At 66.7% G+C, this 14788-nt stretch carries 11 protein-coding genes and 1 tRNA gene; 9 read left to right on the top strand and 3 right to left on the bottom strand.

Features of this window, described 5'->3' with window-relative positions; genetic code table 11:
- Nucleotides 1-218 precede the first annotated feature (218 nt).
- Together ACSUPT_RS06395 and pepN are read left to right on the top strand one after the other, a co-directional pair.
- On the top strand, nucleotides 219-683 hold the full coding sequence (locus ACSUPT_RS06395; protein ID WP_351967424.1) for a chorismate mutase: 465 nt from the start codon (nucleotides 219-221) through the stop codon (nucleotides 681-683).
- Between the two features lie 70 nt (nucleotides 684-753).
- Entirely contained in the window at nucleotides 754-3246 is a 2493-nt protein-coding gene (pepN, locus tag ACSUPT_RS06390; RefSeq protein ID WP_436943655.1) for an aminopeptidase N, read from the top strand.
- Nucleotides 3247-3316: 70 nt separating this feature from the next.
- On the opposite strand, the gene ACSUPT_RS06385 is transcribed toward pepN, so the two are convergent.
- Complete coding sequence (locus ACSUPT_RS06385; RefSeq protein WP_436943653.1) at nucleotides 3317-5128, bottom strand: bifunctional metallophosphatase/5'-nucleotidase; 1812 nt, start codon at nucleotides 5126-5128, stop codon at nucleotides 3317-3319.
- 129 nt (nucleotides 5129-5257) lie between these two features.
- Here ACSUPT_RS06385 and ACSUPT_RS06380 point away from each other — a divergent pair, with 129 nt between their 5' ends.
- Complete coding sequence (locus ACSUPT_RS06380; protein ID WP_351967427.1) at nucleotides 5258-5938, top strand: SIMPL domain-containing protein; 681 nt, start codon at nucleotides 5258-5260, stop codon at nucleotides 5936-5938.
- A gap of 160 nt (nucleotides 5939-6098) precedes the next feature.
- On the top strand, nucleotides 6099-7526 hold the full coding sequence (gene pyk / locus ACSUPT_RS06375; RefSeq protein ID WP_436943651.1) for a pyruvate kinase: 1428 nt from the start codon (nucleotides 6099-6101) through the stop codon (nucleotides 7524-7526).
- A gap of 3 nt (nucleotides 7527-7529) precedes the next feature.
- Here pyk and ACSUPT_RS06370 read toward each other — a convergent pair whose 3' ends face one another.
- Nucleotides 7530-8291, bottom strand: a complete 762-nt coding sequence (locus ACSUPT_RS06370) for a transcriptional regulator (RefSeq protein ID WP_351967429.1) — start codon at nucleotides 8289-8291, stop codon at nucleotides 7530-7532.
- Nucleotides 8292-8401: 110 nt separating this feature from the next.
- Nucleotides 8402-8474, bottom strand: a tRNA-Leu gene (locus tag ACSUPT_RS06365).
- Nucleotides 8475-8575: 101 nt separating this feature from the next.
- Here ACSUPT_RS06365 and ACSUPT_RS06360 point away from each other — a divergent pair.
- From ACSUPT_RS06360 to ACSUPT_RS06340, 5 genes are all read left to right on the top strand, one after another.
- Entirely contained in the window at nucleotides 8576-9229 is a 654-nt protein-coding gene (locus tag ACSUPT_RS06360) for an ANTAR domain-containing response regulator (RefSeq protein WP_351967430.1), read from the top strand.
- A 544-nt stretch (nucleotides 9230-9773) separates the two neighbouring features.
- Entirely contained in the window at nucleotides 9774-10931 is a 1158-nt protein-coding gene (locus tag ACSUPT_RS06355; RefSeq protein WP_351967431.1) for a branched-chain amino acid ABC transporter substrate-binding protein, read from the top strand.
- 177 nt (nucleotides 10932-11108) lie between these two features.
- Complete coding sequence (locus tag ACSUPT_RS06350) at nucleotides 11109-12032, top strand: branched-chain amino acid ABC transporter permease (protein ID WP_351967432.1); 924 nt, start codon at nucleotides 11109-11111, stop codon at nucleotides 12030-12032.
- Entirely contained in the window at nucleotides 12029-13399 is a 1371-nt protein-coding gene (locus ACSUPT_RS06345) for a branched-chain amino acid ABC transporter permease (protein WP_351967433.1), read from the top strand. The genes ACSUPT_RS06350 and ACSUPT_RS06345 overlap by 4 nt, the downstream gene beginning before the upstream one ends.
- Nucleotides 13399-14754, top strand: a complete 1356-nt coding sequence (locus ACSUPT_RS06340; RefSeq protein ID WP_436943650.1) for an ABC transporter ATP-binding protein — start codon at nucleotides 13399-13401, stop codon at nucleotides 14752-14754. Before ACSUPT_RS06345 ends, ACSUPT_RS06340 begins: the two co-directional genes overlap by 1 nt.
- The last annotated feature ends 34 nt before the right edge of the window (nucleotides 14755-14788 follow it).

The raw sequence follows: 14788 nt of genomic DNA, 5'->3' as shown, positions 1-14788 counted from the left end.
AATCCCCCACCCGCACCCACGAGAAGACCCCCGCACCACGAGAAACCGCCACCCCACCCGCACCACGGGAAGACCCCCCACCCACGAGCAAGCCCCCGCCCCACCACACCCACGAGAAACCCCACCACACCTGCCCGAAGGCCCCCACCCGCCCATCCCCGTGACCGCATCCCGAACACAGCCGTCCCACCCCCCGCACCCCGTCTAAGCTCGCGGACATGAGCAGCGACACCCACGACGCGCACGGCCCGGAGCACGGCCACGACCCCGCCGGCATCGACCACTCCGTCCTCGCCGAGCTGACGCGCCTGCGCGAAAGCATCGACAACATCGACGCCGCCGTCGTCCACATGCTGGCCGAGCGGTTCAAGTGCACCCAGCAGGTCGGCCTCCTCAAAGCCCGGCACCACCTGCCGCCCGCCGACCCCGCACGCGAAGCCCGCCAGATCGCCCGCCTCCGCCAGCTCGCCGAGACCGCCCGCCTCGACCCGGCATTCGCGGAGAAACTGCTCAATTTCATCATCGCCGAAGTAATCCGCCACCACGAGCGCATCGCCGTCGAACCCGACACCCCCACCCCCGCCAACCCCACCCCCGACACCCACCACAAGACCCCCGAAACCACCCCCACCGACACCACCCACCCCACCCCCGACACCACCCCCGGCGCACCCCGCGCCTGACGCGCCCCCCAACTGACGCTTACAGCAGAACCCGCTCCCCCACAGCGCCGCCATCAGGCAGCATGACCCCATGCCCGTACTGACGCGCGAAGAGGCGCAGACCCGAGCCAGGCTCCTGGACGTCCACCGCTACACCATCGACCTCGACCTCACCACCGGCGACGACACCTTCGACTCGACCACCCTCATCGAGTTCACCGCCCTCGCCGCCGGTGACACCTTCGTCGAACTGAAACCCGCCACCCTGCGCGGCGCCACCCTGGACGGGCAGCCCCTCGACCCCACCACCCTGGACGACAACCGGCTCCCCCTCACCGGCCTCACCCCAGGACGCCACGAACTCCGCGTCGACACCGCCATGCGCTACTCCCGCACCGGCGAAGGCATGCACCGCTTCACCGACCCCACCGACGGCGAGACCTACACCTACACCCAACTCTTCCTCGACGACGTCCAACGCGTCTTCCCCGCCTTCGACCAACCCGACCTCAAAGCCGCCTTCGACGTCACCGTCACCGCCCCCGACCACTGGACCGTCCTCGCCAACGGCATCACCACCCGCCAAAGCGACGGCCGCTGGAAAGCCGCCACCACCCCCCGCATCTCCACCTACCTCGTCGCCGTAGCCGCCGGCCCCTGGCACAGCATCCGCACCGAACACGCCGGACTGCCCTTCGCCATCCACTGCCGCCGCAGCCTCGCCCCCCACCTCGACGCCGACGCCAACGAAATCCTCGACGTCACCCGCCGCTGCTTCGACCGCTACCACGAGAAGTTCACCGAGCCCTACCCCTTCGACTCCTACGACCAGGCGTTCGTCCCCGAATTCAACGCCGGCGCCATGGAGAACCCCGGCCTCGTCACCTTCCGCGACGAATTCGTCTTCCGCTCCGCCGTCACCATCGCCGAACGCCAGACCCGCGCCATGGTCATCGCCCACGAAATGGCCCACATGTGGTTCGGCGACCTCGTCACCCTCACCTGGTGGGACGACATCTGGCTCAACGAGTCCTTCGCCGAATACATGGGCTACCAGACCGTCAACGAAGCCACCACCCGCTACCCCGACACCTGGATCAACTACGGCATCGCCCGCAAATCCTGGGGCTACGACGCCGACCAGCGCCCCTCCACCCACGCCGTCGCCCCCGACCCCGACGCCGTCCCCGACACCGCCTCCGCCCTCCTCAACTTCGACGGCATCTCCTACGCCAAGGGCGCCTCCGCCCTCCGCCAACTCGTCGCCTGGATGGGCGAAAAAGAATTCCTCGCCGGCATCAACAACCACTTCGCCCGCCACAAATTCGGCAACGCCACCCTCGCCGACTTCATCGACAACCTTGCCGGCGCCACCGACCGCGACGTCCACGCCTGGGCCGACGCCTGGCTCCGCACCACCGGCATCGACACCCTCACCGCCGACGTCACCACCCAACCCGGCCGCTGGACCCTCACCCTCCACCACGACGGCACCCGCCCCCACCGCGCCACCATCGGCGTCTACGACCACGACCTGGTCGACCGCCGCACCCTCGTCCTACGCGAACGCTACGAAACCGACATCCCCCAAACCACCCCCGAAACCCGCCCCGGCACCCGCCCCGCCCTCATCCTCCCCAACGAACACGACCTCACCTACGCCAAGATCCGCCTCGACGACACCTCCCTCGAAACCACCCTGCGCGGCATCTCCGGCGTCCCCGACCCCCTCACCCGCGCCGTCCTGTGGAACACCCTGCGCGACATGGTCCGCGACGGCGACCTCGACCCCAACGACTACCTCACCACCGCCGACGCCCACCTCCCCGAAGAAACCGACGTCACCCTCGTCGACAGCGTCCTCGGCTTCGCCATCCACCAGATCGCCGACCGCTACCTCCCCACCGACCAGCGCACCACCGCCCGCACCACCCTCACCCACCTCACCCGCGACCTCATCCGCCGCACCGAAGACGGCGAAAACCCCGGCCTCCGCCTCACCGCCGTACGCCACTACATCGACACCACCGACCACACCGGCACCCTCCACGCCTGGCTCACCGACGGCGCCGTCCCCGGCGGCCCCGACCTCGACCCCGAACTCCGCTGGCGCATCCTCAAGCGCCTCGCCGTCCTCGGCGCCACCGACGAAGCCACCATCGCCGCCGAACTCGACCGCGACCCCAGCGCCACCGGCCAGGAAGGCGCCGCCCGCTGCCGCGCCGCCCTCCCCACCCCCGAAGCCAAAGCCACCGCCTGGGACCGCATGTTCCACGACGACACCCTCTCCAACTACCTCTTCAACGCCACCGCCGAAGGCTTCTGGCAACCCGAACAGACCGACCTCCTCACCCCCTACATCCCCCGCTACTACCCCGAAGCCACCGCACTCGCCGCCCGCCGCGGCCCCGCCATCGCCACCGCCGCCGGCCGCCACGCCTTCCCCAGCTACACCATCACCCACGAAAACCTCCGCCTCGGCGACGAACACCTCGCCACCGCCGACCTCACCCCGGCCCTCCACCGCCAGCTCACCGACCGCCTCGACGACCTCCGCCGCGCCCTCCGCGTCCGCGAAAGCTGACCCCCCCCACCCACACAAAGCGCCCCCGGCGGAACACCAACCACCGGGGGCGCACCACATCCACCCCCCACTAGAACACCGGCACCCCCGCACGCGTCAGCCGCCACCCCACCGAAGCGAACTCCGCCGGGTCCAGCACACCCTTCGCCCGCACCCACTGAATGATCGTATTGCGGATCTCATCCGAATTCGCCCACACCTGCTTCGCCCCCGCCACATGCGGAAACGCCCCACCACCACTCGCCCGGTAGTTGTTCACCGCCAGCACGAACTCCCGCGCCGGATCCACCGGCACACCCTCGAACGACAGGTTCACAATCCGCGACCCCACCGGCTGCGCGATATCGATCTCGTACGACAGCCCGTACACCGCGTCATAGTTGTAATCCGGAGTCCCCTCCGCATTCGTCAGCCGCGCCGGATCCACCGGCTCACCCGGAGCCACCCGCGCGTAATACTTCGCCGAATACTCCAGATAATCCTTCAACTGCGCACCCGTCAGCACACGCGCCTCCAGCGTGTTCTCGAACGGATACAGCCCCGCCGCGTCCCGGATCGTGATCTCACCCGCCGGAATCGCCGCCGACCGCGAGAAACACGACGCCTGCGACAACACCGGCAACCCCGCCCACGCCGTCCCCGCCAACGCCGCCCGCACCGTCTCCGCCTGCACATGACTGATCAGATCGATGATCGGCTCATCCCGCCAAGGCGCCCGCGCCGTCGACATCTCCACCGGAGAAGAACCGATCACCTGATTGACGTACGCCACCACCTTCTGGTGCTCATCCGCCAGCAACGAGACAATCGCCGGGTCCTCCTCCACGGTGTTCGAGTTCAACACCCGAGCGGAAACCCGCTCCACCCCCCAGCGACCCCGCGACCACACCAGCTCGAAGTCGAACAACGTCAACCGCTGCCCCCACTTCAACGGCTCCGACAAAACGACCTCCTTACCGGTCGCCTTGTTCACCACCCGGTACTCCGCGATCTCCGTGTGCGCATGCCCCACCAGAATCGCGTCGATCCCCGGCACCTGCTCCGCCACCAACGCCGCCGCATTCTCCACATACGGCAACTGATCCCCATACGACGACGTACCACTCGACCCCGAATGCGCCGACACCACCACCACATCCGCACCCATCGACCGAAGCCGCGGCACCCAGTACGCCGCCTGCTCCTCCAACCCCGGAAACACCATCTTCCCGGCCACATGCGCCTTGTCCCAGATCGCGATCCCCGGATTCGTCAACCCCAGCACCGCCACCCGGACATCCCGCCCACACGGCGTCCGCAACCGATGCACGCTGTACGGAGGAAACGCCGGCCGCAACGTCTTCGCATCCAACGCATTCGCCCCCAGCAACGGGAACGCACACTGCTCCTCGAACTTCCGCAGCAACGGAATACCGTAATTGAACTCGTGGTTCCCCAACGCGGCCGCGTCATACCCGATCGCGTTCATCGCCTGCGCCACCGGATGCACCGGACCGCTCTCCGCGGTGATCGGATCCACCTTCGCGTAGTAATACGACAGCTGCGTCCCCTGAATCGTGTCACCCGCGTCGATCAGCAGCGTATTCCCACGCCCCCTCTCCGCCCGCACCCGATTCACCAACGTCGAAATCTTCGCCAGACCCACATCGTTGTGCGCCTTGTCGTCGAACTCCCGGTCCGTGAAGTAATCCCAGTTGAAAACATGACCATGCAGATCCGTCGTCCCCATCACCGTGAACGAGTACCGCTTCGACGACCCCTTCACCGCCGCCCCCGCCGGAACCACCGCCCCAGCCGCGGACACCGACCCCGCACCCGTCACCGCCACACCAGCCCCCACCACAGCAGACCGCCCCAGAAACGACCTACGGTTCAGCGCCATACGAACTCCCCTTAACGCTCCAGTGCACAACGCGCGTAGACACGACGCGCGTAGATTCTGGACCACCCCCACCCAGCCCGAACAGCCCCACCAGGTTTCAATCCGATGACCACGTGCCAAAGACACCCCATGAACACCCCCCAAACCCCACAACCCCAACCCCACCCCCACCTCACCGTCCGCGGCGAAGCCCACATCGAAACCGACCCCGACCTCGCCCACATCGGCATCACCCTCACCGCCCGCGGCACCGACCCCCACACCACCCTCAACGACCTCACCCAACGCAACAACACCGCCATCAACCTCATCCGCAACTACGGACCCGCCCTCCACAACCTCCACACCACCAACCTCACCCTCACCCCCCAACTCACCCGCCACGGCCGCGACGAACACATCCACACCCACCACGCCACCACCCACCTCACCGCCACCCTCAACGACTTCACCACCCTCAACGAACTCATCACCCACCTCACCGACATCCCCCTCACCACCATCGACGGCCCCTGGTGGACCCTCCACCCCACCTCACCCACCCACACCCAAGCCCGCCAACAAGCCCTCACCAACGCCATCCAACGCGCCCGCGACTACGCCCACGCCCTCGGCACCCAACTCCACACCCTCGTCGAACTCGACGCCACCACCCCCGACCACACCCCCTACCCCGGCCCCACCCACCGCCTCGCCTTCACCACCGAAACCACCCAAGCCACCCCACCACCCCTCGACCTCCAACCCCAACGCCAAACCATCACCGCCACCATCACCGCCCGCTTCACCCTCCACCCACCCACACTCTGAAACACCACCCCCACCCAACCGGCCACACCCCCCGGCACACCGCTCATCAGAGCAACCCACCGCACACTTCAACACCTGACAACAACCCGCCACCAAAAGGAGGTTGACCCTTCACCCACACCCAACCCCCTACCAGACAGTAACGCCCTAGGGTCAAACCATGCGCCGAGCCAAAATCGTCTGCACCCTGGGCCCAGCCACCCACACATACGACCAGATCAAAGCGCTCACCGAAGCCGGAATGGACGTAGCCCGCCTCAACCTCAGCCACGGCACCCACGCCGAACACGAAGAACGCTACGCCCACATCCGCAAAGCCGCCGAAGAAACCGGCCGCAACATCGGCATCCTCGCCGACCTACAAGGCCCGAAGATCAGACTCGCCACCTTCCACGAAGGCCCCGTACTCCTCGAACGCGGCGACCACTTCACCCTCACCACACGCCCCACCCAAGGCGACCGCCACCACTGCGGCACCACCCACCACAACCTCCCCGCCGACGTCACCCCCGGCGAACACATCCTCATCGACGACGGCCGCGTCACCCTCCAAGTCACCACCATCGACGGCCCCGACGTCCACACCCGAGTCCTCGAAGGCGGCCTCGTCTCCGACCACAAAGGCCTCAACCTCCCCGGCACCACCGTCACCGTCCCCGCCCTCTCCGACAAAGACGAACACGACCTCCGCTGGGCCCTCCGCACCGGCGCCGACATCATCGCCCTCTCCTTCGTCCGCACCGCACAGGACATCAAAGACGTCCACCGCATCATGGACGAAGAAAACCGCCACATCCCCGTCCTCGCCAAAATCGAAAAACCCCAAGCCGTCCACAACATCGACGACATCGTCGCCGCCTTCGACGGCATCATGATCGCCCGAGGCGACCTCGGCGTCGAAATGCCCCTCGAACACGTCCCCATCGTCCAAAAGCGCGCCATCAAACTCGCCAAGCGCAACGCCAAACCCGTCATCGTCGCCACCCAGATGCTCGACTCCATGATCGACAACAGCCGACCCACCCGAGCCGAAGCCAGCGACGTCGCCAACGCCGTCATCGACGGCACCGACGCCGTCATGCTCTCCGGCGAAACCAGCGTCGGCCGCCACCCCGTCGAAACCGTCCGCACCATGAGCCGCATCATCACCGCCGCCGAGGAAGACCTCCTCACCGCCGGCCTCCGCCCCCTCAACGAACACAACAAACCCCGCACCCAAGGCGGCGCCGTCGCCCGCGCCGCCGCCGAACTCGGCGACTTCCTCCACGCCACCTACCTCGTCGCCTTCACCCAGTCCGGCGACACCGTCCGCCGCCTCAGCCGCTACCGCTCACCCATCCCCCTCCTCGCCTTCACCCCCGACCCCGCCACCCGCTCCCGACTCGGCCTCACCTGGGGGGTCGAAGCCTTCCTCGGCCCCCACGTCGACTCCACCGACGCGATGGTGGCCCAGGTCGACGAGCACCTCCTGCGCAGCGGCCGCTGCCGCCCTGGAGACACCGTCATCATCACCGCCGGCTCCCCGCCCGGAGTCCCCGGCACCACCAACATGGTCCGCGTCCACCACATCGGCGAAGCCGTCCGCTGACCGCTAGTACTTCGCTCCGACATGGGCGTCCATCAAACCGACGGACGCCTTCCGGGCGACGGAGACGGTGTCGGCCCTGGTGTAGGTCCACGCGACCCCCAGGGCGTCGAGCGTGTCGGTGTACAGCCGCCGGATGTCGTCGGACTTGTTGGTGAAGAAGTACCGGGGGTACTCGTACCGCTTCCGCTCACCGGCGACGAGCCGCGTGGTCCAGTTGGTGACCCGGCACCCGTCGGAGTGGATCAGTCCCCGGACGAACTCCCACGGATACGCGTCGACGATGTCCTGCTGCCAGTCCTCCAGGATGATCCGCCGCGCATGCTTCGGCCCCGCGCCGTGCTGGGGGAAGAGGCACGTCCAGTGCTTGCTTGACGCAGTCACGGATACGTACCCCTGGGCATGTACGCGATAGACGCTGTTGCGCGGCCGTACCGCTCGGACGGCGGCCTCGCACGCACTGATCAATCCTGGCCAGGCATTCGCGCACGCGATGCGGAGATACGCCACGCCCCTCCGGTGCTCGCTGATGCAGCCGTCTCCCAGATAAAGCCCGAGAAGGTAGGCGTAGGCGACTGGATCGGGCGGAGGTCCGGGCTCGTCGCAACAGCGAGGGCAGGCCGCACCTTGGCTTTCCTTGGGCGTGACTCGTATCTGCCAGGACCGCAGGGCTGCGCGCGATATGCCGGTCTCGATGCTGACCGAGTTCAGACTGCGACCCTGGGCGACGAGAGCAAGGGCTCGGCGGCGCGTTCGTATGTCGTACACACGGATGAGGCTTGCGTGCCTGAAGCGGTGGCGGCCTGGAAAACTGCGGCATTGCCGCTATCGAGTGACCAGAGCCACGGAAATTCGTGACCATGGAACCTTTGGAAAAGTACCCCGGGTGGGATTCGAACCCACGCTGGATGGTGTTTGAGACCATTGCCTCTACCGCTGGGCTACCGGGGCATCCTTCGAAACCAAGGTCACGAGGGGCCCTTGTGATTCCTACCTTACAGGAGCTAGGTAGGCTCAGGGGGAGCTGTACCTGTAGCCAACTAGGAGCCTCCGTGACCGCGCCCGAGTCGCCCCAGCCCGTCGCCGACGACGACCAGTCGCACGTCCCGCCGCTGACGACCCGCGTCGTCATCGCCGAGGACGAGGCCCTCATCCGCCTCGACCTCAAGGAGATGCTCGAGGAGGAGGGGTACACCGTCGTCGGTGAGGCGGGCGATGGCGCCCGGGCCGTCGAGCTGGCCCGCGAGCACCGGCCCGATCTCGTGATCCTGGACGTGAAGATGCCGGTCCTGGACGGGATCTCCGCCGCGGAGAAGATCGCCGGCGAGTCGATCGCGCCGGTGCTGATGCTGACGGCGTTCTCGCAGCGCGAGCTGGTGGAGCGGGCGCGGGACGCGGGTGCGATGGCGTATCTGGTGAAGCCGTTCAGTAAGAGCGATGTCGTTCCGGCGATCGAGATGGCGGTGTCGCGGTTCGCGGAGCTGCGGGCGCTGGAGAAGGAGGTCGCCGATCTCGCGCAGCGTCTGGAGACGCGGAAGCTGGTGGATCGGGCGAAGAGTGTGCTGCAGACGCAGTACGGCTTGTCCGAGCCGGCGGCGTTCCGGTGGATTCAGAAGACGTCGATGGATCGGCGGATGTCGATGCAGCAGGTGGCCGAGGCGGTCATCGAGGATGCTGAGGAGAAGAAGGCCGCGAAGGGTCAGTGATCCGGGGCCCTGGGGGGCTCTGGGTGCGACTTGCGGGTCGCGTGTGGGTTGTGGGGTGTGCCCTCGGCCTGGTGTTCGCTCTCTTGTTGTGGGGGCGGGTGTCGGGTCGGGGGCTTTGTCGTTGGCGGCCGGGGGTGCTGGGGGTGCTGGCGGGGCTGGAGGTGGCTGGTTGTGGCCTGTGGTGGTTGTGGTGCGGTTGTGGTTTGTGGTGGGGGTGGTGCTGGGGTGTGGGGGTGTTGGGGGGTGTGGGGTGCGGGGGTGTCGTGAGGTTTGGCGGGTTTTAGGGGTTGTTTGGGGGGTGTGGGGTGTGAGTGTGGAGATCATGTGTGTGTCGATGGGTTGTCCGCTGGGCGGTAAGGAGTGTTCTGTTTCCGGCGCATGACCCAGGTCACAGGGCGATCACACATCTCTCGGTCATCTATCCGACGAGCTGAACAGACGATTACATTCCCCGCACACCGCACGGATTGGCGGTGTCATGTGGGGAAGTTGTTCGAACTTCCTGCCTACACAAGATCGTTCGGGCGGCTCCAGGGAGTGCGTTGTGCTGAACAAAACCATCGTCAGGCTGGCGGTTCCGCTGGTTGTCGGTGCTCTTGCGTTGACCGGGTGCAGCGACTCGGGTGCTGACGGTGACACGATCAAGATTGCTTTCCAGGGGCCGCTGTCGGGTGACAACGTGGCGCTCGGGGAGAACGAGCAGAACGGTGTGAAGCTGGCGATCGACCAGGCGAACGCCAAGGGCGATCTGGGCTTCAAGCTCGAGTACGTGGCGTCGGACGACCAGGGCCTGCCGGACAAGGCGACGGCCGCCGCGCAGAAGGTCATCGACGACGAGAGTGTCGTCGCGGTGGTCGGCCCGGCGTTCTCGGGTGCGACGAACACGGCTTCGCCGCTGTACGCGGAGGCGGGGCTGGTGACGGTGTCGCCGTCGGCCACGAACCCTTCCCTGACCGACCCGAAGAACCAGTTCACGAGCCTGCTGCGCGGTGTGCCGAACGACAGCATGCAGGGTGCGGGCATGGCGACCTACTACGCCAAGAAGCTGAAGGCGAAGAAGGTCTACCTGCTCGATGACAAGACGGACTACGGCGCGGGTCTGGCGGGTGTCGCGGAGAAGGGTCTGAAGGCCGCGGGCATCGAGGTGCTGCGGAAGTCGGTTCCGCAGAAGACGCCGGACTACTCGGCGACGGCGAAGGATGTCGTCAACTCGAAGGCCGACGCGCTGATTTACGCGGGTTACTACCAGGACGCCGCGCCGTTCGCGAAGAAGCTGAAGGAGGCCGGCTACAAGGGTGCGGCCATCTCCGGTGACGGTACGAACGACGTGAAGTTCATCGAGCTGGCGGGTGACGCGTCGGAGGGCTGGTTCCTGACGTGCCCGTGCACGGACGCGACGGTCGAGGCGGGGACGAAGAAGTTCGCCGCGGACTACCAGAAGGCGTTCAACCGGGCGCCGGGTACGTACTCGGCCGAGTCGTACGACATCACGAACATGATCATCGAGCAGATCAAGGCCGCCAAGGGGAAGGTGGACCGCGAGTCTCTGCGGGACGCTCTGAAGAAGGCCAGCTACAAGGGTCTGACGAAGACGTTCTCGTTCGATGAGAACGGTGAGTTCAAGGGTACGGACGTGTACCTGTACCAGGTGAAGGGCGGCAAGATCGCCTACCAGGGGAACATCAACCAGCTGGCCGGCTGAGTCCGCAGCTGAAAGCCAGGTGCTCGGGGGTCGGGAGGCGCTGGTCTTCCGGCCCCTGCCTGGTATCGGGGTTCCTTGGGTGGTTCCCCTCCTTGTTTGATCCGCTTGTTCCGCCGCGGGCCGTCGGAGCGCTATGAGCGCCCGGTTCCGCCCGGTTCCCACAAGGAAGTCTCTTCCATGTCCCTTCAGGAATTCTGGGACTATCTCGTCCTAGGTGTGATGCTCGGCTCGTTGTATGCCGTCATCGCCATCGGTTATACGCTGGTGTACGGCGTTCTCCAGCTGATCAATTTCGCGCACAGCGAGGTTTTCATGCTGGGCGCGTACGGCAGTCTCATCGTTCTTCAGCTTCTCGATCCGGGTGACAGTCCTTCGGCGTTGGCGTCGATCGGTTTTGTCGCGATGGCGATGGCCGGTTCGGCCTTGTTCGGTGGTGTGACGGCGTACGGGTTGGAGAAGGTGGCGTACCGGCCGTTGCGCCGGCGTGGTGCTCCTCGTCTGATCTTCCTGATCACGGCGATCGGTGCGTCGTTCTTCCTGTACAACCTGGCGGGGAAGCTGTTCGGGCGTGACCCGTTGACGCTGCCGGACATGTACGAGAACCGTGATGTGTTCAGCGTTTTCGGTGCGGGTGTGAACATCACGCAGATGCTGCAGTTCTTGACGGCTGTGGTGATGATGGTCGGCCTGGATCTGCTGGTGAACCGGACGAAGCTCGGCAAGGGTATTCGGGCGGTGGCGCAGGACGCCGAGGTGGCGTCGTTGATGGGTGTGGACATCGACCGGGTGATTTCCCGGACGTTTGTGATCGGTGGTGTGCTCGGTGGTGTGGCGGGGTTCTTGTTCGCGAACTTGAACCAGGTGTCGTACACGATGGGCTTCATTCCGGGTATCACGGCGTTCGCGGCGGCTGTGGTGGGTGGTATCGGCAATATCCGCGGTGCGATGGCGGGCGGTGTGCTGATCGGTGTCGTGGAGACGATGACGGTGCCGTTGCTCGGTGACGAGTGGCGGAGTGTTTCCGCGATGGTGGTTCTGATTCTGGTGCTGATGTTCCGTCCGATGGGCATCCTCGGTAAGCAAGTGGGGAGGGCGGCATGAGCGCGGTGGAGTCTTCCGTGAAGGATGTGGCGTCCGCGGCGAGCAGGCTGCGTCGTACCGCCTGGTATCAGCAGCCTCGTTTCACGCGGCTGTGGGCGATGCTGGCGCTGGGTGTGCTGCTGGCGTTGGTGACGGGTGAGCAGGGCACGACCCGGGACATCTTCTTCTCGATCGAGGGGTCGTTGCTCGGGGCGAACCTGTGGGTGTGCCTGGCGTTGACGGTGGGCGTGTGGGCGTTGCGGGAGTTCGCGGCGTCGCCGATCAAGGGTGTGCTGGGGCTGGCGAAGTCGGCTGTGGCGGGTCCTGGTGGTGCGGTGCGTGACCGTGTGCAGGGTGATGCGCGGTTGCGTTGGGGTCTGATCGGGCTGGCGTTGGTGCTGGCGCTGGTGGTGCCGTCGATGCTGCCGCGGATGTGGCAGACGGTGCTGGTGGATCAGATCGCGATTTTCGCGCTGCTGGCGATCGGTCTGAATGTGGTGATCGGCTGGGCCGGTCTGCTGGATCTGGGGTTCTTTGCGTTCTTCGCGGTGGGTGCGTATTCGACGGCGTTCTGGACGGGGCGTCTGCCGATTGAGCCGCCGGTGGAGCTGAATCCTTTCTGGGTGATTCCGATCGCGGTGGTGACGTGTCTGATTACGGGTGTGCTGCTGGGTGCGCCGACGCTGCGGTTGCGTGGTGACTATCTGGCGATCGTGACGCTGGGCTTCCACGAGATTATTTATCTGGTGGCGAAGAACGCGGATGGTCTGACGGGTGGTCCGCAGGGTGCTCGGTTGATTCCGGACTTCTCGTTCGATTTCGCCGGTATCTCTTACAAGTGGTCGATCGATCCGCTGCCGTACTGGTATCTGCTGGTGTTCTTCATCGTGCTGGTGATCGTGCTGTTCTCGCGGCTGGAGCACTCCCGGGTGGGCCGGGCGTGGACGGCGATTCGTGAGGACGAGATCGCGGCGGCGGCGAATGGTGTGGACACGGTGCGGTTCAAGCTGATGGCGTTCGCCATCGGTGCTTCGACGTCGGGTGTGGCCGGGGTGATCTTCACCAGTAAGTACGGTTACATCAATCCCGAGGTGTTCCCGCTGCTCCAGTCGATTCTGATCCTGGCGTATGTGATCTTCGGCGGGATGGGTTCGATTCCGGGTGTGCTGCTGGGTGCTGCCGCGCTGGTGTGGCTGCCGGAGGCGCTGAAGGACTATGTGGATCCGTCGGACCGGTATCTGTACCTGGGTGCGCTGCTTGTGATCATGATGATTTACCGGCCTCAGGGCATCTGGCCTTCGCGTCGTCGTCAGCGTGAGCTGAAGATGGCGGAGGAGGGCCTCGGTGACGCGGACGCGATGTCCGAGCCGGCGGGAGGCAAGGCCTGATGAGCACTGAAGTGACGAGTGCGGTTGCCGATGACCTGGTGCTCCAGGTGACGGATGTGACGCTGCGGTTCGGCGGGTTGACGGTTCTCGACAAGGTGAACATGTCGATGCGCCGGGGCGAGGTGCTCGCGGTGATCGGTCCGAACGGTGCGGGGAAGACGTCGTTCTTCAACTCGCTGACGGGTGCGTACACGCCTCAGGAGGGGAAGATCGCGTTCCTGCCGAAGGGCGGGGGCGAGAGGTCGCTGCTGGGCAGCAAGCCGCATCTGGTGAACCGGGCGGGTGTGGCGCGGACGTTCCAGAACATCCGTCTGTTCTCGGCGTTGACGGCGCTGGAGAACGTGAAGATCGCGGCGGAGACCCGGCTGAAGGCGGGCCCGGTGTCGATCATGCTGGGGCTTCCGAGTGCGCGGCGGGCGGAGCGGGAGAGCGACGAGCGCGCTCACCGGCTGCTGAAGTTCGTGGGTCTGGAGGACAAGCTGAACGAGATCGCCGGGAGCCTGAGCTACGGCGATCAGCGGAGCCTGGAGATCGCCCGGGCGCTGGCGACGGAGCCGCAGGTGCTGCTGCTGGACGAGCCGGCGGCGGGGACGAACCCGACGGAGAAGCTGGAGCTGGAGCAGCTGATCCGGCGGATCAACGCGGAGCTGGGCGTGAGCGTGCTGCTGATCGAGCACGACATGCGTCTGGTGATGTCGGTCGCGGACCGGGTGATGGTGCTGAACTTCGGCAAGAAGATCGCCGAGGGTACGCCGAGTGAGGTGCAGCAGCATCCGGCGGTGATCGAGGCGTACCTGGGTACGTCGGCGGAGGACGCGGAGGCGGTGCGCCACGCGGTCGAGGAGGCGGCGGAGGCGTCCGCCGAGCCGGTGGCCGAGGAGGGGTCCCGTACGGAGGAGTCCGGCGCGGCCGGCTCCGAGGTGGACGGCTCCGAGGTGGACGCTGCGGCCGCGGGTGACGCCTCGGCCGAGGCGGACGCGGGTGCTGACGTCGTCGACGGGGACGCGGAGGCCGGTGCGGCTGACGGCGATGCGGCCGGTGCCGCCGCGGACGCCGACGGTTCGACTGACTCCGACGAGGCCGGCGCCGACGCGGACGCGGACGACGCGGACACGGACGGCGCCGACGCGGACGACGCAGGCACGGACGGCCCGGACACGGACGACGCGGACGCGGACGGCCCGGGGCCGGATGGCGCCGACTCGGCCGGCGCCGGTTCGGACGAGTCGTCCCGTACGGCCGGTGCCGACGCGGACGCCGACGGCGCCGCGGATGCCGACGGCGGGGCGGACGGGGTCAAGGGGTCGGGCGGCGCGGGCCGTGCGGCGCGGAGTGACGAGGAGAGCGGCCAGTGAGCACGACGGCACAGCTGCGGAAGGACTCCGGCGA

It is taken from the genome of Streptomyces sp. SudanB25_2051, assembly GCF_964272635.1.
Taxonomy (GTDB): Bacteria; Actinomycetota; Actinomycetes; order Streptomycetales; family Streptomycetaceae; genus Streptomyces.
The sequence above is the reverse complement of the archived record's forward strand: the minus strand, read 5'-3'. Positions and strand labels throughout refer to the sequence as shown.

Bases quoted from the DNA above. Each gene is read 5' to 3' on its own strand.
- ACSUPT_RS06350 (WP_351967432.1), top strand. From the start codon at position 11,109: ATGTCCCTTCAGGAATTCTGGGACTATCTCGTCCTAGGTGTGATGCTC.
- ACSUPT_RS06395 (WP_351967424.1), top strand. From the start codon at position 219: ATGAGCAGCGACACCCACGACGCGCACGGCCCGGAGCACGGCCACGAC.
- ACSUPT_RS06380 (WP_351967427.1), top strand. From the start codon at position 5,258: ATGAACACCCCCCAAACCCCACAACCCCAACCCCACCCCCACCTCACC.
- pepN (WP_436943655.1), top strand. From the start codon at position 754: ATGCCCGTACTGACGCGCGAAGAGGCGCAGACCCGAGCCAGGCTCCTG.
- ACSUPT_RS06340 (WP_436943650.1), top strand. From the start codon at position 13,399: ATGAGCACTGAAGTGACGAGTGCGGTTGCCGATGACCTGGTGCTCCAG.
- ACSUPT_RS06345 (WP_351967433.1), top strand. From the start codon at position 12,029: ATGAGCGCGGTGGAGTCTTCCGTGAAGGATGTGGCGTCCGCGGCGAGC.
- pyk (WP_436943651.1), top strand. From the start codon at position 6,099: ATGCGCCGAGCCAAAATCGTCTGCACCCTGGGCCCAGCCACCCACACA.
- ACSUPT_RS06385 (WP_436943653.1), bottom strand. From the start codon at position 5,128: ATGGCGCTGAACCGTAGGTCGTTTCTGGGGCGGTCTGCTGTGGTGGGG.